Raw genomic sequence first — 19,384 nt, forward strand, 5'->3', positions numbered from 1 at the left:
CGCCGCAAACCATCAGGCGGTTTCGCCGTAGACCGTGACGGTGATCTCGACGACCACGTCGGTGTGCAGCGCGACGCTCACGATGCTGTCGCCAACGACCTTGATCGGGCCGTTGGGCAGGCGCACTTGCGACTTGGCAACCTTGTAGCCTTGCTTGCCCAGTTCTTCAGCGATGTCGCTGTTGGTGACCGAGCCGAACAGACGGCCGTCGACGCCAGCCTTTTGCGTCAGCTTGACGGTCGTGCCGCCGAGCTTTTCGCCTTGGGCTTGCATTTCGGCCAGCTTGGCGGCCGCAGCCTTTTCGAGTTCGACGCGCTTGGCTTCGAATTCGGCCTTGTTGGCAGCGGTGGCGCGGCGAGCGCGGCCCGACGGGATCAGGAAGTTGCGTGCGTAACCGTCCTTGACCTTGACGATTTCGCCGAGGGTGCCGAGGTTGACGACCTTGTCCAGAAGAATGACTTGCATGGTGTCGGCTCCTTAGACGCGGTGTTGGTCGCTGTACGGGACCATGGCCAGGAAGCGGGCGCGCTTGATGGCGGTGTTGAGCTGGCGCTGGTAGATCGCGCGCGTGCCGGTCAGGCGTGCGGGGATGATCTTGCCGTTTTCGCTGATGAAGTCACGCAGCGTGTCGATGTCCTTGTAGTCGATTTCCTCGACGCCAGCGACGGTGAAACGGCAGAAGCGCTTGCGCTTGAACAGCAGCGACTGGGTGTTGCGCTTCGGGCGCTTGTCTTTGTTGAATTTCTTGAACGTGGCCATTTGGGGACCTCTTGTCGAAAATTAATCTTGCTGAAAATCCTGGATGTGCAGGACCGGATGCTTGCCGTTGCCCGGTGTCGCGAGAAAACCCTGAAAACGCCAGAGACTTCCCATCGACTGTCTTGCGAGCCGTTCGGCGATGGCGCCGAAGGCAACGGCCTTGAGGGCCGTCTTCACCTGCCGGGGTTTACCTGCTTCATCGAGCGTGGACTCGTGTTCGAGTCTGAGGTCGATGGCGGGCAGGCCGGCGGGCGTGTATCGCAAGGCTCCGAGTTCGGCAACCGAGGCGGTCAGCAACAGCTGATTGACACCGGTTGCCAGAGCGGCAGCAGTCACGCCATCAGTTGTTGTTGGCGGCGTATTCGGCCTGCTGGGCCTTGCGGGCTTCTTCGCGCTCGACCGTCTTCATCATCGACGAAGGACCGGTTTCGGCCTTCTTCTTCTGGACGGTGAGGTGACGCAGCACGGCATCGTTGAACTTGAACGCGTGTTCCAGTTCGCCCATCACGGTTTGCTCGGCTTCGATGTTGACGCACAGGTAGTGCGCCTTGTTGAGCTTGTTGATCTGGTAAGCCAGCTGGCGGCGGCCCCAGTCTTCAACGCGATGGACCTTGCCACCGCCGGCCGTGATCAGGCCCTTGTAGCGCTCCAGCATGGCCGGAACTTGCTCGCTCTGATCCGGGTGGATCAGCAAAATGATTTCGTAGTGACGCATGGCACTCCTTGTGGATTCTTCCGAAGAAGAGGAAAAGCCACCTGCAGCGTCGGGCGCAGTGTGGCAAGGCAAAGCCGGCGATTATAGCCCTGTATTTGCCAACCCGGCAAGGTGCCTCAGTCGTTGAGGGCCTTGTCCAAGGCTGCGGACTTCTCCGGGCCGACCGCCGCGCGGATCTTGGGTGCCAGCGCCAGCAGGTCTTCGTAGCTCGTCGCGCCCTCTACCTGCAGGTTGAGCCGAAACCCCATCAGGCCCAGGCCGCCGGTGAGCTGGATGGCGATGGGGTAAGCGTCCTTGTAGCGCTGCTGCTTGCTGCGCCCGGCACCGCCCGCCGCGGGTGCGGCCGGGGTGACCGGCTTTGCCGCCTCGGCGGGAGCGCCACCCTCCGCCTGCTCCAGAAGCCCCAGCGCGACCATGTGGTCAATGTCCTCCAGGACGATACCCATGCCGTTGGCAAGCACCTCGTCGACCGCGCGCTTGCCATCGAAAAGAATGAACGCCGAGCGCTGGCGCGGCGTCATGGGAACCGAGCGGTCCTTCAAGGCCTGATGGCCCGCTGGAGTCTTCACAAGAATCATGGTGGTCTTCCCCTTCCGGGATACGCCCGTGAGTCTCAGAAGTCTGGCATCAAATACGTAATTTGTTTCAAAAACACTTACACCTCGCGGGAATCCCCCCATGGGGATTTCCGCAATCCGGCACGAGGGACGGGGCTCAGCGCTTGGCGAGTTGCTGCCAGGTGTCGATCACGCTGTCAGGGTTCAGAGAGATCGACTCGATTCCCTCTTCCGCCAGCCAGAGCGCGAAGTCCGGATGGTCGCTGGGCCCCTGGCCGCAGATGCCGACGTACTTGCCCTGGTCCTTGCAGGCCTTGATGACACGGCTCAGGAGCGCCTTGATGGCCGGATCGCGCTCGTCGAAATCGGCCGCCAGCAGCTCGAGCCCCGAATCGCGGTCCAGGCCCAGCGTGAGCTGGGTCAGGTCGTTCGAGCCGATCGAGAAGCCGTCGAAGTACTTCAGGAACTCTTCAGGCAGGATCGCGTTGCTCGGCACCTCGCACATCATGATCAGCTTGAGATCGTTCTCGCCGCGCTTCAGGCCGTGCTCGGCCAAGAGCGAGGTCACGCGCTCGGCCTGGCCCAGGGTGCGCACGAAAGGCACCATGATCTGCACGTTGACCAGGCCCATGTCGTTGCGCACGCGCTTGAGCGCTTCGCACTCCATCGCGAAGGCCTCGCCGAAATCGGCGCTCAGGTAGCGCGCCGCACCGCGGAAGCCCAGCATCGGGTTCTCTTCTTCCGGTTCGTAGCGGCTGCCGCCGATCAGCTTGCGGTACTCGTTCGACTTGAAGTCCGAGAGGCGCACGATGACCTTCTTGGGCCAGAAGGCCGCCGCGATGGTCGCGATGCCTTCAGCCACCTTGTCGACGTAGAACGCGCGCGGCGAGGCGTGGCCCCGGGCCACCGATTCCACAGCCTTCTTCAGGTCGTTGTCGACGTTCGGGTAGTCGAGGATCGCCTTCGGGTGCACGCCGATGTTGTTGTTGATGATGAACTCGAGGCGAGCGAGGCCCACGCCGTGGTTCGGCAATTGCGCGAAGTCGAAGGCGAGCTGCGGGTTGCCCACGTTCATCATCAGCTGGATGTCGATCTCGGGCATCACGCCACGCTGCACTTCAGTCACTTCGGTCTCGAGCAGGCCGTCGTAGATAAAACCGGTGTCCCCCTCGGCGCAGCTCACGGTGACCAGCGTGCCGTCCTTCAGGAGGTCGGTCGCGTCGCCGCAGCCGACCACGGCCGGAATGCCTAGTTCGCGCGCAATGATGGCCGCGTGGCAGGTGCGTCCGCCGCGGTTGGTGACGATGGCGGCGGCGCGCTTCATCACCGGCTCCCAGTTCGGGTCGGTCATGTCGGTGACGAGCACGTCGCCGGCCTGCACCTTGTCCATTTCGCTGATGTTGTGCACCAGGCGCACAGGGCCGGTGCCGATCTTCTGGCCGATGGCACGGCCTTCGGCGAGCACGGCGCCCTTGCCCAGCAGCTTGTAGCGCTGCTCGGCCTTGCCCTGCTGCTGGCTCTTCACCGTCTCGGGACGCGCCTGCAGGATGTAGAGATGGCCATCGGTGCCGTCCTTGCCCCACTCGATGTCCATCGGGCGGCCGTAGTGTTCTTCGATGACCAGCGCGTACTTGGCCAATTGCTCGACGTCGGCATCGCTCAGCGAGTAGCGGTTGCGCTGCTCCGCTTTCACGTCGGTGGTCTTCACCAGCTTGCCGCTCGCCTTTTTCTCTTCGGGCGTCGCGAACTCCATCTGGATCAGCTTGGAGCCGAGGTTGCGGCGGATGACGGCCTTCTTGCCGGCACGCAGTGTCGGCTTGTGCACATAGAACTCGTCGGGGTTCACGGCGCCCTGCACCACGGTTTCGCCGAGGCCGTAGCTGGAAGTGATGAACACCACGTCTTCAAAACCCGATTCGGTGTCGATGGTGAACATCACGCCGGCGGCGCCGAGGTCGGAGCGCACCATGCGCTGCACGCCGGCCGAGAGCGCGACCACGTCGTGCTCGAAGCCCTTGTGCACGCGGTAGCTGATGGCGCGGTCGTTGTAGAGGGAGGCGAACACCTCCTTCATCTTGTGCAGCACGTCCTCGATGCCGACCACGTTCAGGAAGGTTTCCTGCTGACCGGCGAACGAAGCGTCGGGCAGGTCTTCGGCGGTGGCGGAAGAACGAACGGCGAAGGAGGCGGACGGGTTGCCGGCGCTCAGCGTGGCAAAGGCCTCGCCGATGGCTTTCTGCAGGTCGGCCGGAAAGGGCTGGGCCTCGACCATGGCGCGGATCTCGGCGCCGGCCGCGGCCAGGGCGCGCACGTCCTCGGTGTCCAGCGCGGCGAGGCGCTTGCTGATCTTGTCGGCCAGCCCGTCGTGGGCCAGGAACTGGCGAAAAGCGTGCGCCGTGGTCGCGAAACCGGTCGGCACCCGCACGCCTTGGGGCAGCTGCGAGATCATTTCGCCGAGGCTGGCGTTCTTGCCGCCAACCGCCTCGACGTCGGTCATTCTCAGGTTTTCAAACGGTACGACCAGGGCGGTCGCGTCGAAAAGTGCAGACATGGGAAAGCTCCAGAAGTTGAAACCGGTGCTGCATGCAGGCGGCACGGCACGATCGTTGTCGTTGCTTTGGGTGCGGATGCGGCGTGCATGGAAAGAATGGGGGTTGGGAAAGCGGATTCCCGATAATGGACCGGATTGTAGGCGTGGCAAGGTCGCCCGCGCCGCAGGACAAGGCCGCAAGCGCAACACCATGCATACACGCACTGTTTTCTTCATTTCCGACGGCACCGGCATCACCGCCGAGACTTTCGGCAACGCCGTGCTGGCCCAATTCGAGATGAAGCCGCGCCACGTGCGGCTGCCTTTCACCGACACGGTCGACAAGGCGCACCAGGCGGTGCGGCAGATCAACCACACGGCCGAACTCGAGGGCGTGCGGCCCATCGTCTTCACCACGCTGGCCAACATGGACGTGCTGGAAGTGATCGAGACCGGCTGCAAGGGCATGCTGCTGGACATGTTCGGCACCTTCGTGCGGCCGCTGGAAATCGAGCTGGCGGTGAAGTCCAACCACCGCATCGGCCGCTTCAGCGACGTGAGCAAGAGCAAGGAATACAACGCCCGCATCGCCGCCATCGACTTCAGCCTGGCGCACGACGACGGCCAGAGCAACCGCGACCTGCAGGGCGCCGACGTGATCCTGGTCGGCGTCAGCCGCAGCGGCAAGACGCCCACGTCGCTCTACCTGGCGATGCAGCATGGCCTGAAAGCGGCCAACTACCCGCTGATTCCCGAGGATTTCGACCGCCGCCAGCTCCCGCCGGCGCTGATGCCGCACCGCAAGAAGATATTCGGCCTGACGATCCAGCCCGAGCGACTGAGCGAGATCCGCAACGAGCGCCGGCCCGATTCGCGCTATGCCAGCCTGGAAAACTGCCGTCACGAGGTGAGCGAGGCCGAGGCCATGATGCGGCGCGCCGGCATCCGCTGGCTCTCGACCACCACCAAGTCGATCGAAGAAATCGCGACCACGATCCTGCAGGAGTTGCGGCCGGAGCGGTTGACCTACTGAGGTTGACCTACTGAGCTTCCAAAGAAAATGGGCTACCGATCCGGCAGCCCATTCTTTGGACGCATGCGGACGTCAAAAAGCCCGCTCGACCCGACGGGTCAGGCCGCAGCGGGCGCCGACGTGCGAATCAGGTGGTCGAACGCACCAAGCGCCGCCTTCGCGCCGTCGCCGGCCGCGATGATGATCTGCTTGAACGGCACGGTCGTCACATCGCCCGCCGCGAACACGCCCGGCACGGAGGTCTGGCCGCGGGCATCGACGACGATCTCGCCATGCTTCGTGAGTTCGACCACGCCCTTGAGCCAATCGGTGTTGGGCACGAGGCCGATCTGGATGAACACGCCTTCGAGTTCGACCTTCTTCAGCTCGCCCGTCGCGCGGTCCTTGTAGACCAGACCGTTGACCTTCTGGTCGCCGGTGATCTCGGTGGTCTGCGCGTTGGTGAACACGTCGACGTTCTTCAGGCTCTTGAGCTTGCGCTGCAGCACGGCGTCGGCGCGAAGGGCCGTGTCGAACTCGATCAGCGTGACATGACCCACGATACCGGCCAGGTCGATCGCCGCTTCGACGCCCGAGTTGCCACCGCCGATGACCGCGACGCGCTTGCCCTTGAAGAGCGGGCCGTCGCAGTGCGGGCAGTAGGCCACGCCCTTGTTCTTGAACTCGTGCTCGCCGGGCACGTTGATGTTGCGCCAGCGCGCACCGGTCGAGATGATGAGCGACTTTGCCTTGAGCGAAGCGCCGCTTTCCAGTTGCACTTCGATCAGGTCATTGCCAGGCACCAGGGCTTTGGCGCGCTGCAGATTCATGATGTCGACGTCGTAGTCGCGCACGTGCTCTTCGAGCGCATGAGCGAACTTCGGGCCTTCGGTTTCCTTGATCGAGATGAAGTTCTCGATGCCCAGCGTGTCGAGCACCTGGCCCCCGAAACGCTCCGATGCCACACCGGTGCGGATGCCCTTGCGTGCCGCATACACAGCGGCTGCCGCGCCAGCGGGGCCGCCGCCAACGATGAGCACGTCGAACGGGTCCTTGGCGGCGATCTTCTTGGCTTCGCGCTCGACGCCGCTGGTGTCGATCTTGGCGAGGATTTCCTCCAGGCTCATGCGGCCCTGGCCGAACTCGGTGCCGTTCAGGAAAACCGTGGGCACCGCCATGATCTGGCGTTCCTTCACTTCGTCCTGGAAGGTGCCGCCCTCGATCATCGTGGTGCGGATGCGCGGGTTCTGGATCGCCATCAGGTTCAGCGCCTGCACGACATCGGGGCAGTTGTGGCAGGTGAGCGAGACGTAGATCTCGAATTCGAAGTCGCCATCGAGCGCCTTGATCTGGTCGAGCACGGCTTGCTCGACCTTGGGCGGGTAGCCGCCGATCTGCAGCAGTGCAAGGATCAGCGACGTGAATTCATGGCCCATCGGCAGCCCGGCGAAACGCGGGCCATGGTTTTCGCTCGGGCGGTTGACCGAGAACGAGGGCTTGCGGTGATTGTCGTCGCGGCTTTCGGTCAGCTTGACCAGCGGCGAGGACTCCGCGACGTCCTTCAGCAGCGACAACATCTCGCCCGAGGCCTTGCTGTCGTCGAGCGAGGCAACGATTTCGATCGGCTGCGTGGCACGTTCGAGGTAACTCTTCAATTGGGCTTTGGTGTTGGCGTCGAGCATGACGAACTCACTTTCGATAACTGAAAACTATCAACTGGGAACAAAAAAAGCCCGGGGCTTCGAGAGCGCCCGGGCTTTCGCACGGGAGCGCTTAGATCTTGCCGACGAGGTCGAACGACGGTGCGATGGTCTTGTCGCCTTCATTCCACTTGGCCGGGCAGACTTCGTTCGGATGGGCGGCGGTGTAGACCGCTGCCTTCAGCTTGCGCAGCGTTTCCTTCACGTCGCGGGCGATCTCGTTGGAGTGCACTTCGGCGGTCTTGATGATGCCCTCGGGGTTGATCACGAAGGTGCCGCGCAGCGCCAGGCCTTCTTCGGGGATGTGCACGCCGAACGCGTTGGTCAGCGTGTGGGTCGGGTCGCCCACCAGAGGGAACTTGGCCTTGCCGACGGCCGGCGACGTGTCGTGCCAGACCTTGTGCGAGAAGTGCGTGTCGGTGGTCACGATGTAGACCTCGGCACCCAGCTTCTGGAACTCAGGGTAGTTGTCGGCGGCGTCTTCGACTTCGGTCGGGCAGTTGAAGGTGAAGGCCGCCGGCATGAAGATCAGCACGGACCACTTGCCCTTGAGCGTCTCGTCGGACACATCGATGAACTTGCCGTTGAGGTAGGCCTGGGTCTTGAAGGGTAGGACTTGGGTGTTGATCAGGGACATGTGATTCCTTGGATGCTGCGGGTGGACAAAAATAAGTGCGAGCCATGAGTATAACTACCAATATATTGTTTTTGATAGATATCAACTATTAAAAGTATTGGGGCTTGCTATGTTTGCGATGGGGTCGGATGCGGATCTCGGCAGGCCTCAATACGAACGTGTATCACCATCACACGCATGCAGACCGGCGCAGCATGGGATTGCTTGCAAGTACTTACCCGCCCCTCCGACAATTGCGCTTTTAGAACAAGGAAAAAACCATGAAGGGCGACCCCAAGGTCATCGAACATCTCCAAGCGCAGCTCAAGAACGAGCTCACCGCAATCAACCAGTATTTCCTGCACTACCGCATGCTCAAGCACTGGGGCCTGGACAAGCTGGCCAAGAAGGAATACGAGGAATCGATCGGCGAAATGAAGCACGCCGACAAGCTGATGGACCGCATCTTCATGCTCGACGGCCTGCCCAACCTGCAGGATCTCGGCAAGCTGAACATCGGGGAAGACGTGCCCGAACTTCTGCGTTGCGACCTTGGCGCCGAAACCGGTGCGCAAGCCACCATCAAGGATGGCATCCAGCATTGCGAATCGGTGCGTGACTATGTCTCGCGCGATCTGCTGCAAGAGATCCTGGACGACACGGAAGAGCACATCGACTTCCTCGAAACCCAGATCGACCTGATCGACCGCGTCGGCCTGCAGAACTACCTGCAATCGCAAATGGGCGAGCTCGAATAAGAGCAATCTTTCGACCTCACGCAACGGGACTTCGGTCCCTTTTTTTATTGCTTTACGTAACTTAACGCTCGCCAAATAGCAGTCATTCTCATTTGCACGGATAGAATCCGCGCCTTCGATGACTGCCGCAACCCGCCCCGACAACCGCCGCCGTGCCTACTGGCTCAAGACCCTGCACGAATGGCACTGGGTGAGTTCGGCGATCTGCCTCATCGGCATGATCCTGTTCAGCGTGACGGGTTTCACCCTCAACCACGCGGGGCAGATCGAGGCCAAGCCGGCGATCACGAAACGGAACGGCTCGGTCGACGAGGCATTGCGCGCCCGGCTCGAACAACAGCTTCCAGCCGCCAAGGCGCAAAAAGGCAAGGCACCCCTGCCCTCAGAATTGCAAAGCTGGATCCAGAAGAACTGGGATGTCGACACCGCCGGCCGCGATGCCGAATGGTCCGATGACGAAATCTATCTCTCGCTCCCCCGCCCCGGCGGCGACGCCTGGCTGCGCCTGAGCCTGGCCGACGGCGAGATCGAATACGAGCGCACCGACCGCGGCTGGCTCTCCTACTTGAACGACCTGCACAAGGGCCGCAACACCGGCGCGGCCTGGAGTTGGTTCATCGACATCTTCGCGGGCGCCGCGCTGGTCTTCTCGATCACCGGGCTGTTCATTCTCAAGATGCATGCGGGCAACCGGCCATTCACCTGGCCGATGGTCGGCATGGGTCTGGTCGTGCCGGTGCTGCTCGCGCTGCTGTTCATTCATTGATCTTCGATTCGGGAAAAGAGGCCTCACGTGCACGTTCGCTACTCACTCGCGCCAATCGCCATGTCGGCGCTGCTCGCAACCCCGGCTTTCGCGGCGAGCCTGGCAGTCAACATCGAGATTCCCAGGCTGAATGTTTCCGAGTACCACCGCCCCTACGTGGCGACCTGGATCGAGCGCGCGGACAACACGGTCGCGGGCACGCTCGCTGTCTGGTACGACGTGCGTACCAAGACGAACAACCCTGAAGGCGAAGGCACGAAGTGGCTCAAGGACATGCGCCAGTGGTGGCGCCGTGGCGGCCGCGAACTCGCGGTGCCGGTCGATGGGGTGACTGGCGCGACCAAGCCTGCCGGCAAGCACCAGTTGAGCTTCTCCGAAGGCACGGCGCCGATGCCCAAGCTCGCGCCCGGCGCCTACAAGCTGGTGGTCGAAGCGGCGCGTGAAGTCGGTGGGCGCGAGGTCGTGAGCATTCCGTTCCAGTGGCCACCCACCGCGGTGGCACAGCCGACCGCAACGGGCAAGGAAGAGCTCGGCGAGGTCAAGCTCGAACTCAAGCCCTGACCAGCGCCTCTCCCTCTTCACTGCCAGCTTCATCCATCAAGGACTTCCCCATGACCCGCTCCATCCTGCGCGCCACCGGCCTCGCCATCGCCCTGTCGGCCATCGCTTCCGCCTCCATGGCGCACAACGCCTGGCTGCTGCCCTCGTCCACCGTGTTCTCGAAGGCGGACACCGTGACCGTCGATGCCGCCGTGTCCAACGACCTCTTCGTCGCGAACCACGCGCCGCTGCGCCTGGACGGCCTGCAGATCACCGCGCCCGATGGCAGTACCGTCAAACCCGAGAGCGAAGCCAAGCTCAAGCTGCGCAACGTGTTCGACGTGAGCGTGGCGCAGCCTGGCACCTACCGCATTGCCGTGGTCAACGCGGGCGCCTTCGCGAGTTGGAAGGACAAGGCCACGGGCCAGAACAAGCGCGCACGCGGCACGGCCGAGACCATCGGCAAGGAAATTCCGGCCGACGCGCAGGACGTCGCCATCACGCAGTCCTCGGGCCGCATCGAGACCTTCGTGACGGTCGGCAAGCCCTCGGCGCTCAAGCCGATCGGCCAGGGTCTGGAATTGATCGTCGCCGGCAGCCCGACCGATTTGGTCAAGGGCGAGAAAGCCAGCTTCACGCTGAACCTCGATGGCCAGCCCGCGAAGAACCTCGACGTGACGGTCACCGCCGGCAACACGCAGTACCGCGACAAGCTCGAAGAGATCAAGCTCAAGACCGACGACAAGGGCCAGTTCAGCGTGACCTGGCCCACCGCCGGCATGTACTGGCTCGATGCCAGCACCAAGGACAACAAGACCACCGTGCCGCAAGCCAAGGAACGCCGCCTGAACTATGCGGCCACCCTTGAAGTGATGCCCTGATCCCTGATACCAGCGCTCCCTTGGGACTTTCCTTCAGCACCTGGCGCGCAGGCGGCTATGCCAACGCGGCCGTCCCGCGCCGCGCCGACCCCGCCACCCTGCAGCAGTTGGGCGGACAGACGATGGGCACGACTTGGTCGCTGCGCTTTGACAACCCACGAATGCTCCCGCTGGAACAGGTGCGCGAAACAGTCGATGCAGCGCTTGCGCGGGTCATCAAGCAGATGAGCCACTGGGAGCCGGCATCGGACATCAGTCGCTTCAACGCGGCGCCTGCGGGCTCTCGGCATGCGCTGCCCGCGGAGTTCGCCGAGGTGATGCGCTGCGCCCTTCACTGGGCGCGCGTCAGCGAAGGTGCGATCGATCCGACTGTCGGTCCGCTGGTCGCCTGCTGGGGATTCGGCCCCGACGCGAAAGAGAACGGCTTGCCCACGCCCGAAGCCATCGCAGAACTGCGCGCGCGCACCGGTTGGCGGAAGCTGGAATTCGACAAAGCAAATGACACCCTGCTGCAGCCGGGGAACGTCAATCTCGATCTCTCGGGGATCGCCAAGGGTTTCGCGGTCGATCACGGCGTCGAGGCGTTGTGTGCAATCGGCCTCACCGACCTGCTGTTCGAGATCGGTGGCGAACTGCGCGGCATCGGCCGCCGCCCGGATGGGCAACCGTGGCAGGTACGGGTCGATGGCGAATCCCCGGCCGCGCAGCGCATTGCGCTGGCCGACATGGCCATCGCCACATCGGGCGACCGCTGGCATCGCCGCGAGCACGAAGGACGCCGCTGGTCGCACACCATCGATCCGCGCAACGGTGAACCGGTCGCGCATCCGCTGGCGAGCGTCACGGTGCTGCACGCGCAATGCATGCAGGCCGACGCGCTGGCCACCGTGCTGACTGTGCTGGGGCCGGACGAAGGCCTCGCCTTCGCCGAGCACAACGACATCGCTGCCCTGTTCATCGGTCACGACGAGGTGGGCCCACGATCCACGCGCGCCTGGATCGCGCAGAACGGCGCATGACGGAGGCGATGTTGCGCACGCTGGGCGCGGCCGCTACGGCGACGGCCTATGCGGCGCTGTGCCTCGCTGTTTACACGCGGCAGCGACGACAACGCACCGCGGCAGTCCGCGAGGCGGCAGCGCTATCGACCGACAGCGCAACACCCACGACCCTCGTGCTGTTCGCCAGCCAGACCGGCCAGGCAGAGACGATCGCCTGGCAGACGGCACGGCAGCTGCGTGCGGCGGGGACCTCGGTGCGCGTGATGGAACTCAATGCCGTGGACGCCGCCACGCTCGGCTCCGCCGACCGCGCGCTCTTCGTCGCCAGCACGTATGGCGAGGGCGATGCGCCCGATGGCGCCAGCGTGTTCGCGGAGCGGGTGATGGATTCACCTGTTGCCTTGTCTTCGCTGCGCTATGCCGTGCTGGCGCTGGGAGACCGCCAGTACAAGAACTTCTGCGGCTTCGGTCGCGTACTCGATGCGTGGCTGCACGCGGCCGGTGCCAGGCGCGATTTCGAATGCCTCGAAGTCGACAACAGCGACCCGGCTGCACTCGCCGCCTGGCAGTCGCGTTGGGGCGACATTGCCCCCGATCACGAAGATCCGGTCGATGCGTTCGCGCCATGGCGGATTGCGACGCGTGAACTGCTCAATGCCGGCAGCGCCGGCGCGCCGGTCTTCCAGCTGGGGCTGGTGCCGCAGTCGAGCGCGATGCCTCGCTGGGCTTCAGGCGACCTCGCGCAGATCGCCGTTGCAAGCGACCCGGCGCGGCCTCGCGACTATTCGATCGCGTCGCTGCCTGCCGATGGCGAACTGCAGCTGCTGGTGCGCCAGGAGCAGCATCCAGATGGCACGCTCGGCGCCGCGTCCGGGCGGCTCACCTCCACGCTTACTGTCGGGGACACCGTCCCCTTGCGGCTGCGGCCACATCGCACTTTCCGCCTCGAGGGCAATGAAACGCGGCCACTGATCCTCATCGGCAACGGCACCGGACTGGCCGGCCTTCGCGCTCATCTGCGCGCCCGTGCGGCGGCGGGCCGCAACGACAACTGGCTGGTGTTCGGTGAACGGCAGGCGGCCCACGACTTCCTGTGCCGCGAGGAAATCGAGGCGTGGCAATCCACGGGCGTGCTGCAGCGGCTCGACATGGTGTTCTCGCGCGACCAGCCCGAACGCCTCTACGTGCAGCACCGGCTGCTGCAGTCGGCCGACCAGCTTCGCGCTTGGCTGGAAAAAGGCGCGGCCATTTACGTTTGCGGAAGCCTCCAGGGCATGGCATCGGGGGTGGATGCGGCCTTGAAGCAGATTGCCGGCGACACGCTCTTGCGCGATCTGTCGGCAACCGGGCGATACCGCCGCGATATCTACTGAGCTTCAAAAAATCTTGCTGACACTTGTCAGCTGCCAGTTGCTCATTGGCAACAAAACAAGAGGACTTATGGCTTATTTTTTCATTTGCCACTCATAGGTTAATGAGAACCACTATTATTCGCGTCGGTTTGCATTCCCTCGCAAATTGACTCACCCAGCCAGTCCCCGGTTTTCTCTTTCTGAAAGCGCGCGTGCGACATCGCCAGTCGAGTCCTTCAGCTCGCCGCCCTTTTCGGAGAAAACTACATGGCCTACATCAAGAGCCGCAAACACGCCGTCGCGCGCGCCGTTCCTCACCTCTCGGGCGCCGCCGCCGCCACCCTGATGGCCATCGCGGCGCCCGCCGCCTTTGCCCAGTCCGGCGGTGCATTGCCCGAAGTCCGGGTGCAGGACTCCTCCGCAGTCGACTACAAGACCGATACCTCGGCCAACCCCAAGTTCACGGCACCGCTGCTGAACACGCCGCAAACCATCCAGGTGATCAAGGAACAGGTCATCCGCGAACAAGGCGCGACGACACTGACCGAGGCGCTGCGCAACACGCCCGGCGTGGGCACCTTCTTCCTCGGGGAGAACGGCAACACGAACACCGGTGACGCCGTCTTCATGCGCGGCTTCGACAGCTCCAGCAGCATCTTCGTGGACGGCATCCGCGACCTCGGCTCGATCTCGCGCGACGTGTTCAACATCGAGCAGGTCGAAGTCGTGAAGGGCCCGTCGGGTACCGACGTCGGCCGCACCTCGCCCACCGGCTACATCAACCTCGTGACCAAGAAGCCGAAGCTCGAAGACAACTTCACGGGCTCGATCGGCTTCGGCAGCGCCGACTACAAGCGCGGCAGCATCGACTGGAACAAGTCGCTCAGCAGCGCCAACGGCATCGGTGCCGCGTTCCGCCTGAACGCGGTGGTGGAAGACTCGGGCGTTGCCGGCCGCGACTTCGTCAAGAACAAGCACACTGCCATTGCACCGTCGATCGCGCTCGGCCTGAACTCGCCCACGCGCTTCTACTTCGACTACCTGCACGTCGACCAGAACAACGTCCCCGACGGCGGCGTGCCGACCATTGGCCTGCCCAGCTATTCGAACCCCGATCCGACGGCGCTCGGCGCACGTCGCCGCAGCTTCCTGAATTACGCTGCACCGGTCGATCCGAAGAACTTCTACGGCACGGCCTACGACTTCAACAAGGTGACGGCCGACATGTTCACCGCGCGCGTCGAGCACGACTTCACGCCCGACGTCACGCTGCGCAACACCACGCGCTACGGCAAGACGAAGCAGGATTACATGCTCACGTCGTTCATGCTCGGCGGCTTGGCAGCCAACGGCAACCCGCCGCCCTCTGCCAACACGGCGTTCCTCAGCACGCCGATCCCGGGCCTGCCCTCCACATGGGCAGTCACGCGCAATTCGCCGACCAACAAGAACCAGGAAAACACGATCTTCGTCAACCAGACGAACGTGACCGCCAAGTTCGACACCGGCAGCGTGAGCCACTCGCTGAGCGCGGGCGTCGAGCTGATCCGCGAAGAACAGTCGAACCTGGGCTATTTCGCTCCCGGTGCGTTGTTCAACGGCAAGGCTGTGCAGAACGGCGCCTGGCCGGCCGCGAACCTCTACGCGCCGAACCCCTACGTCAACGGCTACAGCCGCATCCAGAGTGGCGCCGACAGCAAGGGCGTGACCAACACGGTCGGCCTCTATGCCTTCGACACCGTCAAGCTCAACGAGCAGTGGCAGATCACGGGCGGCCTGCGCTTCGATCACTACAACACGTCGTTCCAGAGCTCGACGCTGTCGACCGCTACGACCAACCCCGGCCTGCCGGTCGGAACGCTCGTGCCCTCGTCGCTGAAGCTCTCGGACAACCTGTTCACCGGCAAGATCGGCGTGGTCTACAAGCCCGTGAAGAACGGCAGCATCTACGCGGCCTACGGCACGTCGGCCCAGCCTCCGGGCGGCGCGAACTTCTCGCTGTCGGCCGCCGGTTCGGGCAACAGCGCTGGGCGCACCGACTTCCTGCCACAGAAGGCCAAGACCTTCGAGATCGGCACGAAGTGGGACGTGATGAACGACAAGCTGTCGCTGACGGGCGCGATCTATCGCACGGACGTGACCAATGAAGTGGTGCAGGACCCGACCAACACCTCGCTCTACTACCAAAGCGGCAAGAAGCGCGTTCAGGGCATCGAACTGGGCCTTGCGGGCAGCATCACCGAACGCTGGGGCGTGACGGCCGGGTTCACAACGATGGACACAAAGGTCCAGAGCGGCCCCAACGTCACCGCGGACGGCACCAACGTGCTGGTCTACACCCCGAAGAACGCCTTCACGGCCTGGACCACCTACCAGTTCCCGTTCGGCCTGACCATCGGCGGCGGTGCGCGCTACAACGGCAAGCTGCATCGCGGCACCGACGGCGCGGTGGGTACGCCGGCCTATATCGACGCCTACTGGGTGTTCGACGCCATGGCGTCCTACCGCATCAACAAGAACGTCGACATCCAGTTGAACGTCTCCAACTTGTTCGACAAGCAGTACGCGGCAGCCATCAACAAGAGCGGCTACCGCTACACGCCGGGTACGCCTCGTTCGGCAAAGATCACCGCGAACTTCGCGTTCTGATCCTTGTTGCCTGCCGGGTCCACCCCGGCACGGTGCGAAACTCGAGCCCCGGCCTGCCGGGGCTTTTCTCTTTGCGGAGTGCCTGAAAAATGATGCTGCATGTGCCCGACGTCTTGAGTCCCGCCCAGGTGCGCGACATGCGCGCCGCACTGGATGCGACGAACTGGATCGATGGCCGCGAGACCGTTGGCGCGCAAGGCGCGCAGGTCAAGCGCAACCGGCAACTGCCGGAGTCATCGGCTGTCGGGCGCGAGCTCGGTGCAAAGGTGCTTGCTGCGCTGGCGCGTCATTCGCTGTTCTTCTCGGCCGCACTGCCCTCACGCTTTGTTCCGCCGCTCTTCAATCGCTATGAAGGGGGCGAACACTACGGCGTTCACATCGACGGCGCGGTGCGCGCGCTGCCCGGAGGTGGCCAGCAGCTGCGCACCGACCTGTCCTGCACGCTGTTCCTGTGCGATCCGGAAGACTACGATGGCGGCGAGCTCGAGGTGATCGATACCTATGGCTCGCATGAGGTGAAGTTGCCGGCCGGCGACCTCATTCTTTATCCGGCGAGCAGCCTGCATCGCGTTCACCCCGTGACGCACGGGGCGCGGGTTTGCTCGTTCTTCTGGCTCCAGAGCATGGTGCGCAACGATCAACAGCGCAGCATGCTGTTCGAGCTCGACCAGAACATCCAGAAATTGCGCGCCCGGCTGGGCGAATGCGAGGAAACGGTGGCGCTGACGGGCCACTATCACAACCTTTTGCGGCTTTGGTCGGAGGTATAGCGGGCCGGCGAAGAGTCATCGACAAACGCAGTAACACCATAGTTATTGCAAATGCGATGGATTCTTATTTATAATCGACCAACCAACAGCCAGCCAACTGCCGCTTTCACAGCCATGATCGTTTGCGTCTGCCGCCGAGTCTCCGACCGTGAAATCGCACGCCATGTGCGAGCCGGCATGACTTTTGACGAAGTGCAATTCGAACTCGGCGTGGCCACACAATGTGGCCAATGTGAAGGTTGTGCGCGCGATATCGTCGCGCAATGCAGCGCTTCGCACCCGGTCGCCGCGTTGAATCGCGAATCGGGCCCGAGGGCGATCCAGCTTGCCAGCTCCATCACGGAAAGCAAGGCATGGAACTCGTCTCAGCGCTCGGCGGCAGCCTGATCCTCGTCGCAGGCTCGGTCTGGTGGATTCTTCGCAAGTAACGTCGTAGCGGTTTTGCTGCAATCGGGGCACGTTTTGGCGTGCCCGCATTCGAATGGTTGATCGTGTCTGACCGCTTTGCCCCTCCCCCCTCGGTTTTTGGCCTCTCGCGCAATGTCGTCATTGCGAGCGGTGTCATCCTGTTTCACGCTGCTGCGCTCTGGGCGCTGCAAAGCGGGTTGCTGCGACGCGCTGCCGAAGTGGTGATTCCGGTCGAAATCATGAGCCAGTTCGTCGAGCCACCAAAACCCAAGGTGGATCCCCCCCCTCCTCCTCCGCCCCCACCAAAGGTGGCCAAGGCGCCGCCTCCACCGCGGCCGCAAGCCATCCGTGAATCCAAGCCCACGCCAGCCCCGCAGGCGCCCGTGGGCACCACGGAACCGCCGCCTCCGCCAGCGCCGCCGGCTGCGCCCACGCCGCCGGCTCCTCCCGCGCTGCCGCCGGCACCTCCGGCTCCGCCCGCAGTGCAACTGCCCTCAAGCAACGCCGACTACCTGCAGAACCCCAAGGCCGTCTACCCCGCCATGAGCAAGCGGCTCGGAGAGCAGGGCAAGGTGATCGTCAAGGTACTTGTCGGTGTCGACGGGCTGCCCAAGAGCGCCGAGGTCAAAAAATCCAGCGGCTTCGAGCGGCTGGACGAGGCTGCCATCGCATACATCATGAAATGCCGGTTCGTGCCCGGCAAGGTTAACGGCGTGGTTCAGGCCATGTCCTATGACGCCCCCGTCAATTACGTCTTGAACTAATTTTTCTCTGGAGCAACTTCGTATGGATTCCCAATTTGGCTTGATGAACGTCTGGAATCAAGGCGATTTCGTCACCAAGGCCGTCGCGGTGCTGTTGATCGGCATGTCGCTTGCGTCGTGGATCGTCATCATCGTCAAGGCGCTCGACGTCATCAAATACAAGCGCCTGGCCAAGAACTCGCAGGACTTCTGGCACAGCGAAGACTTCGCCACCGCCCTGAACAAGCTCGGCAAGGACGACAGCAACCCCTTCCGCGCACTGGCGCTCGAAGGCCGTGAGGCGGCAGCCCACCACCGCAACACCAAGGCCCATCTGCACGATGCGCTCGATGTGAGCGACTGGATCACGCGAGCCCTCCGCAACGGCATCGATGCATTCACTGCGCGCCTTCAAACCGGCCTGGCCATCCTGGCATCGGTGGGCTCCACGGCGCCGTTCATCGGCCTCTTCGGCACGGTCTGGGGCATCTATCACGCACTGATGAGCATCGGCTCGGCCGGCCAAGCCACCATCGACAAGGTGGCGGGCCCCATCGGAGAGGCGCTGATCATGACGGCGCTCGGCCTGGCGGTGGCGATTCCCGCGGTGCTTGGCTACAACGCACTGGTTCGCGGCAACAAGTTCGTGCTGACCAAGCTCAACAGCTTTGCGCACGACCTGCACGCCTACTTTGTGACCGGCGCTCGCGTGCAAAGCGGCAGCGGCGACGCGATTGTGGTTCCGCTCAAGAAAGGCTGAGTGCCATGGCTTTCGGAACACAAGACGAACCCGATGAGGTGATGAACGAGATCAACATGACGCCGCTGGTCGACGTCATGCTGGTGCTCCTGATCATCTTCATCATCACCGTGCCGGTGATGAAGCACGCGGTCAACATCGACCTGCCTCGCGCCAGCAGCGAGCCCGAGCAGCCCAAGCCGCAGAACATCTTGTTCAGCGTCACGGCCGATGGCAGCTACTACTGGAACGAGCAGAAGATCGACGACAGCGAACTTCCCAACCGCCTTGCCGCCGAAGCAGCCAAGGAGCCGCAGCCCGAATTGCACATTCGAGGTGACAAGGCCGTGCGCTACGAACGTGTGGCCAAGGCCATGTCGGAAGCGCGGGAAGCCGGCGTGCGCAAGATCGGCTTCATCACTGAACCCGACGCGAAGTGAAGCAAATTCGAAGCGTGTGAAAAAAATCAATCTTCGCGATTGACTTCTTGTTGAGAATCATTATCATTCACTCATCGCTTCGATACGGGAACTCCAAATGCCAGCCACACCGAACGCCTTCACTGTTCTGAACCATCCTTCGCTCGACCAATCGGGTGGCGGCCATGCGTCGATCCAGGCATCGCGTCCGGTACCAATGGTCGAAAGCACAGAGCTTCTCAAGGGAAGCAAGACCGTCGGCATCATGCACAACGGTTCGCTCTACAGGCTCCAGGCCACCAAACTCGGCAAGCTGATCCTGACCAAGTAAGTCGCTCAGCCCGCCCTTCGCGCAAGTTTCATCGTGGGGCGACTCAAGGAGATTTATCTCCGAAGGGTCGTTTTTTGCTAGCCAACGGTTCGCCGACTAGCCAAGCTTTTTTTCACGCGGAACGCTCCAAAGAAAACG

At 63.2% G+C, this 19,384-nt stretch carries 22 protein-coding genes; 14 read left to right on the forward strand and 8 right to left on the reverse strand.

Translation table 11 applies throughout. From position 1 onward, the window contains the following. Nucleotides 1-12: 12 nt before the first annotated feature. The 6 genes from rplI to ppsA all read right to left on the reverse strand — a co-directional run bounded on the left by rplI (nt 13) and on the right by ppsA (nt 4,582). Nucleotides 13-465 (reverse strand): 50S ribosomal protein L9, encoded by a 453-nt coding sequence (rplI, locus tag J2W23_RS03900; protein WP_307647751.1) that lies wholly within the window; start codon nt 463-465, stop codon nt 13-15. A gap of 12 nt (nt 466-477) precedes the next feature. Then, the gene (gene rpsR / locus J2W23_RS03905) at nt 478-759 is read right to left on the reverse strand and encodes a 30S ribosomal protein S18 (protein WP_007830781.1); all 282 of its coding nucleotides are present in this window, start codon (nt 757-759) and stop codon (nt 478-480) included. 21 nt (nt 760-780) lie between these two features. After that, nucleotides 781-1,095 (reverse strand): primosomal replication protein N, encoded by a 315-nt coding sequence (gene priB, locus J2W23_RS03910; RefSeq protein WP_013540524.1) that lies wholly within the window; start codon nt 1,093-1,095, stop codon nt 781-783. Between the two features lie 4 nt (nt 1,096-1,099). Then, nucleotides 1,100-1,474, reverse strand: a complete 375-nt coding sequence (rpsF, locus tag J2W23_RS03915) for a 30S ribosomal protein S6 (protein WP_019655917.1) — start codon at nt 1,472-1,474, stop codon at nt 1,100-1,102. A gap of 116 nt (nt 1,475-1,590) precedes the next feature. After that, the gene (locus J2W23_RS03920; RefSeq protein WP_307647752.1) at nt 1,591-2,052 is read right to left on the reverse strand and encodes a hypothetical protein; all 462 of its coding nucleotides are present in this window, start codon (nt 2,050-2,052) and stop codon (nt 1,591-1,593) included. 136 nt (nt 2,053-2,188) lie between these two features. Beyond that, on the reverse strand, nt 2,189-4,582 hold the full coding sequence (gene ppsA / locus J2W23_RS03925) for a phosphoenolpyruvate synthase (RefSeq protein WP_176658464.1): 2,394 nt from the start codon (nt 4,580-4,582) through the stop codon (nt 2,189-2,191). Between the two features lie 190 nt (nt 4,583-4,772). Between ppsA and ppsR the strand changes: the two genes are divergently transcribed. Continuing rightward, the gene (gene ppsR, locus J2W23_RS03930) at nt 4,773-5,594 is read left to right on the forward strand and encodes a posphoenolpyruvate synthetase regulatory kinase/phosphorylase PpsR (protein ID WP_042579541.1); all 822 of its coding nucleotides are present in this window, start codon (nt 4,773-4,775) and stop codon (nt 5,592-5,594) included. A gap of 98 nt (nt 5,595-5,692) precedes the next feature. Here ppsR and ahpF read toward each other — a convergent pair whose 3' ends face one another. Together ahpF and ahpC are read right to left on the reverse strand one after the other, a co-directional pair. After that, entirely contained in the window at nt 5,693-7,255 is a 1,563-nt protein-coding gene (gene ahpF, locus J2W23_RS03935; RefSeq protein WP_176658465.1) for an alkyl hydroperoxide reductase subunit F, read from the reverse strand. 91 nt (nt 7,256-7,346) lie between these two features. Beyond that, the gene (ahpC, locus tag J2W23_RS03940; RefSeq protein WP_028258851.1) at nt 7,347-7,910 is read right to left on the reverse strand and encodes an alkyl hydroperoxide reductase subunit C; all 564 of its coding nucleotides are present in this window, start codon (nt 7,908-7,910) and stop codon (nt 7,347-7,349) included. A 260-nt stretch (nt 7,911-8,170) separates the two neighbouring features. Between ahpC and bfr the strand changes: the two genes are divergently transcribed. From bfr to hemP, 13 genes are all read left to right on the forward strand, one after another. Next, complete coding sequence (gene bfr, locus J2W23_RS03945) at nt 8,171-8,647, forward strand: bacterioferritin (protein ID WP_013540512.1); 477 nt, start codon at nt 8,171-8,173, stop codon at nt 8,645-8,647. 118 nt (nt 8,648-8,765) lie between these two features. Next, entirely contained in the window at nt 8,766-9,413 is a 648-nt protein-coding gene (locus J2W23_RS03950) for a PepSY-associated TM helix domain-containing protein (protein WP_176658466.1), read from the forward strand. 60 nt (nt 9,414-9,473) lie between these two features. Further along, complete coding sequence (locus J2W23_RS03955) at nt 9,474-9,974, forward strand: DUF2271 domain-containing protein (RefSeq protein ID WP_307648061.1); 501 nt, start codon at nt 9,474-9,476, stop codon at nt 9,972-9,974. Between the two features lie 50 nt (nt 9,975-10,024). Then, a complete protein-coding gene (locus J2W23_RS03960; protein ID WP_176658468.1) occupies nt 10,025-10,834 on the forward strand; it encodes a DUF4198 domain-containing protein in 810 nt (269 codons plus the stop codon). A gap of 20 nt (nt 10,835-10,854) precedes the next feature. After that, nucleotides 10,855-11,853 (forward strand): FAD:protein FMN transferase, encoded by a 999-nt coding sequence (locus J2W23_RS03965; RefSeq protein ID WP_307647753.1) that lies wholly within the window; start codon nt 10,855-10,857, stop codon nt 11,851-11,853. After that, nucleotides 11,850-13,208 carry a sulfite reductase subunit alpha gene (locus J2W23_RS03970; protein WP_307647754.1) on the forward strand — a complete coding sequence of 453 codons (1,359 nt, stop codon included), beginning with the start codon at nt 11,850-11,852 and terminating at the stop codon, nt 13,206-13,208. The genes J2W23_RS03965 and J2W23_RS03970 overlap by 4 nt, the downstream gene beginning before the upstream one ends. Nucleotides 13,209-13,454: 246 nt before the next feature. After that, complete coding sequence (locus J2W23_RS03975; RefSeq protein WP_176658471.1) at nt 13,455-15,836, forward strand: catecholate siderophore receptor Fiu; 2,382 nt, start codon at nt 13,455-13,457, stop codon at nt 15,834-15,836. Between the two features lie 89 nt (nt 15,837-15,925). Then, nucleotides 15,926-16,606: a Fe2+-dependent dioxygenase gene (locus J2W23_RS03980; protein ID WP_307647755.1), complete on the forward strand. Its 681-nt coding sequence runs from the start codon at nt 15,926-15,928 to the stop codon at nt 16,604-16,606. A 114-nt stretch (nt 16,607-16,720) separates the two neighbouring features. Then, complete coding sequence (locus J2W23_RS03985; RefSeq protein ID WP_176658473.1) at nt 16,721-16,993, forward strand: (2Fe-2S)-binding protein; 273 nt, start codon at nt 16,721-16,723, stop codon at nt 16,991-16,993. A 101-nt stretch (nt 16,994-17,094) separates the two neighbouring features. Beyond that, entirely contained in the window at nt 17,095-17,778 is a 684-nt protein-coding gene (locus J2W23_RS03990) for an energy transducer TonB (RefSeq protein WP_444875747.1), read from the forward strand. 22 nt (nt 17,779-17,800) lie between these two features. Beyond that, nucleotides 17,801-18,517: a MotA/TolQ/ExbB proton channel family protein gene (locus J2W23_RS03995; RefSeq protein ID WP_176658475.1), complete on the forward strand. Its 717-nt coding sequence runs from the start codon at nt 17,801-17,803 to the stop codon at nt 18,515-18,517. A gap of 5 nt (nt 18,518-18,522) precedes the next feature. Further along, entirely contained in the window at nt 18,523-18,936 is a 414-nt protein-coding gene (locus tag J2W23_RS04000; protein WP_013540501.1) for an ExbD/TolR family protein, read from the forward strand. A 97-nt stretch (nt 18,937-19,033) separates the two neighbouring features. Then, on the forward strand, nt 19,034-19,246 hold the full coding sequence (gene hemP / locus J2W23_RS04005) for a hemin uptake protein HemP (RefSeq protein WP_013540500.1): 213 nt from the start codon (nt 19,034-19,036) through the stop codon (nt 19,244-19,246). The last annotated feature ends 138 nt before the right edge of the window (nt 19,247-19,384 follow it).

Source organism: Variovorax boronicumulans (genome assembly GCF_030812215.1).
GTDB classification, from domain to species: domain Bacteria; phylum Pseudomonadota; class Gammaproteobacteria; order Burkholderiales; family Burkholderiaceae_C; genus Variovorax; species Variovorax boronicumulans_C.

Excerpts from the sequence above, each read along its gene's own strand:
- J2W23_RS03950 (WP_176658466.1), top strand. The coding sequence starts at position 8,766 with ATGACTGCCGCAACCCGCCCCGACAACCGCCGCCGTGCCTACTGGCTC.
- rpsF (WP_019655917.1), bottom strand. The coding sequence starts at position 1,474 with ATGCGTCACTACGAAATCATTTTGCTGATCCACCCGGATCAGAGCGAG.
- hemP (WP_013540500.1), top strand. The coding sequence starts at position 19,034 with ATGCCAGCCACACCGAACGCCTTCACTGTTCTGAACCATCCTTCGCTC.
- J2W23_RS03960 (WP_176658468.1), top strand. The coding sequence starts at position 10,025 with ATGACCCGCTCCATCCTGCGCGCCACCGGCCTCGCCATCGCCCTGTCG.
- ahpF (WP_176658465.1), bottom strand. The coding sequence starts at position 7,255 with ATGCTCGACGCCAACACCAAAGCCCAATTGAAGAGTTACCTCGAACGT.
- bfr (WP_013540512.1), top strand. The coding sequence starts at position 8,171 with ATGAAGGGCGACCCCAAGGTCATCGAACATCTCCAAGCGCAGCTCAAG.
- J2W23_RS03970 (WP_307647754.1), top strand. The coding sequence starts at position 11,850 with ATGACGGAGGCGATGTTGCGCACGCTGGGCGCGGCCGCTACGGCGACG.
- ahpC (WP_028258851.1), bottom strand. The coding sequence starts at position 7,910 with ATGTCCCTGATCAACACCCAAGTCCTACCCTTCAAGACCCAGGCCTAC.
- rplI (WP_307647751.1), bottom strand. The coding sequence starts at position 465 with ATGCAAGTCATTCTTCTGGACAAGGTCGTCAACCTCGGCACCCTCGGC.
- J2W23_RS03920 (WP_307647752.1), bottom strand. The coding sequence starts at position 2,052 with ATGATTCTTGTGAAGACTCCAGCGGGCCATCAGGCCTTGAAGGACCGC.
- J2W23_RS03980 (WP_307647755.1), top strand. The coding sequence starts at position 15,926 with ATGATGCTGCATGTGCCCGACGTCTTGAGTCCCGCCCAGGTGCGCGAC.
- rpsR (WP_007830781.1), bottom strand. The coding sequence starts at position 759 with ATGGCCACGTTCAAGAAATTCAACAAAGACAAGCGCCCGAAGCGCAAC.
- ppsA (WP_176658464.1), bottom strand. The coding sequence starts at position 4,582 with ATGTCTGCACTTTTCGACGCGACCGCCCTGGTCGTACCGTTTGAAAAC.
- J2W23_RS03995 (WP_176658475.1), top strand. The coding sequence starts at position 17,801 with ATGGATTCCCAATTTGGCTTGATGAACGTCTGGAATCAAGGCGATTTC.
- J2W23_RS03955 (WP_307648061.1), top strand. The coding sequence starts at position 9,474 with ATGTCGGCGCTGCTCGCAACCCCGGCTTTCGCGGCGAGCCTGGCAGTC.
- ppsR (WP_042579541.1), top strand. The coding sequence starts at position 4,773 with ATGCATACACGCACTGTTTTCTTCATTTCCGACGGCACCGGCATCACC.
- J2W23_RS04000 (WP_013540501.1), top strand. The coding sequence starts at position 18,523 with ATGGCTTTCGGAACACAAGACGAACCCGATGAGGTGATGAACGAGATC.
- J2W23_RS03975 (WP_176658471.1), top strand. The coding sequence starts at position 13,455 with ATGGCCTACATCAAGAGCCGCAAACACGCCGTCGCGCGCGCCGTTCCT.
- J2W23_RS03985 (WP_176658473.1), top strand. The coding sequence starts at position 16,721 with ATGATCGTTTGCGTCTGCCGCCGAGTCTCCGACCGTGAAATCGCACGC.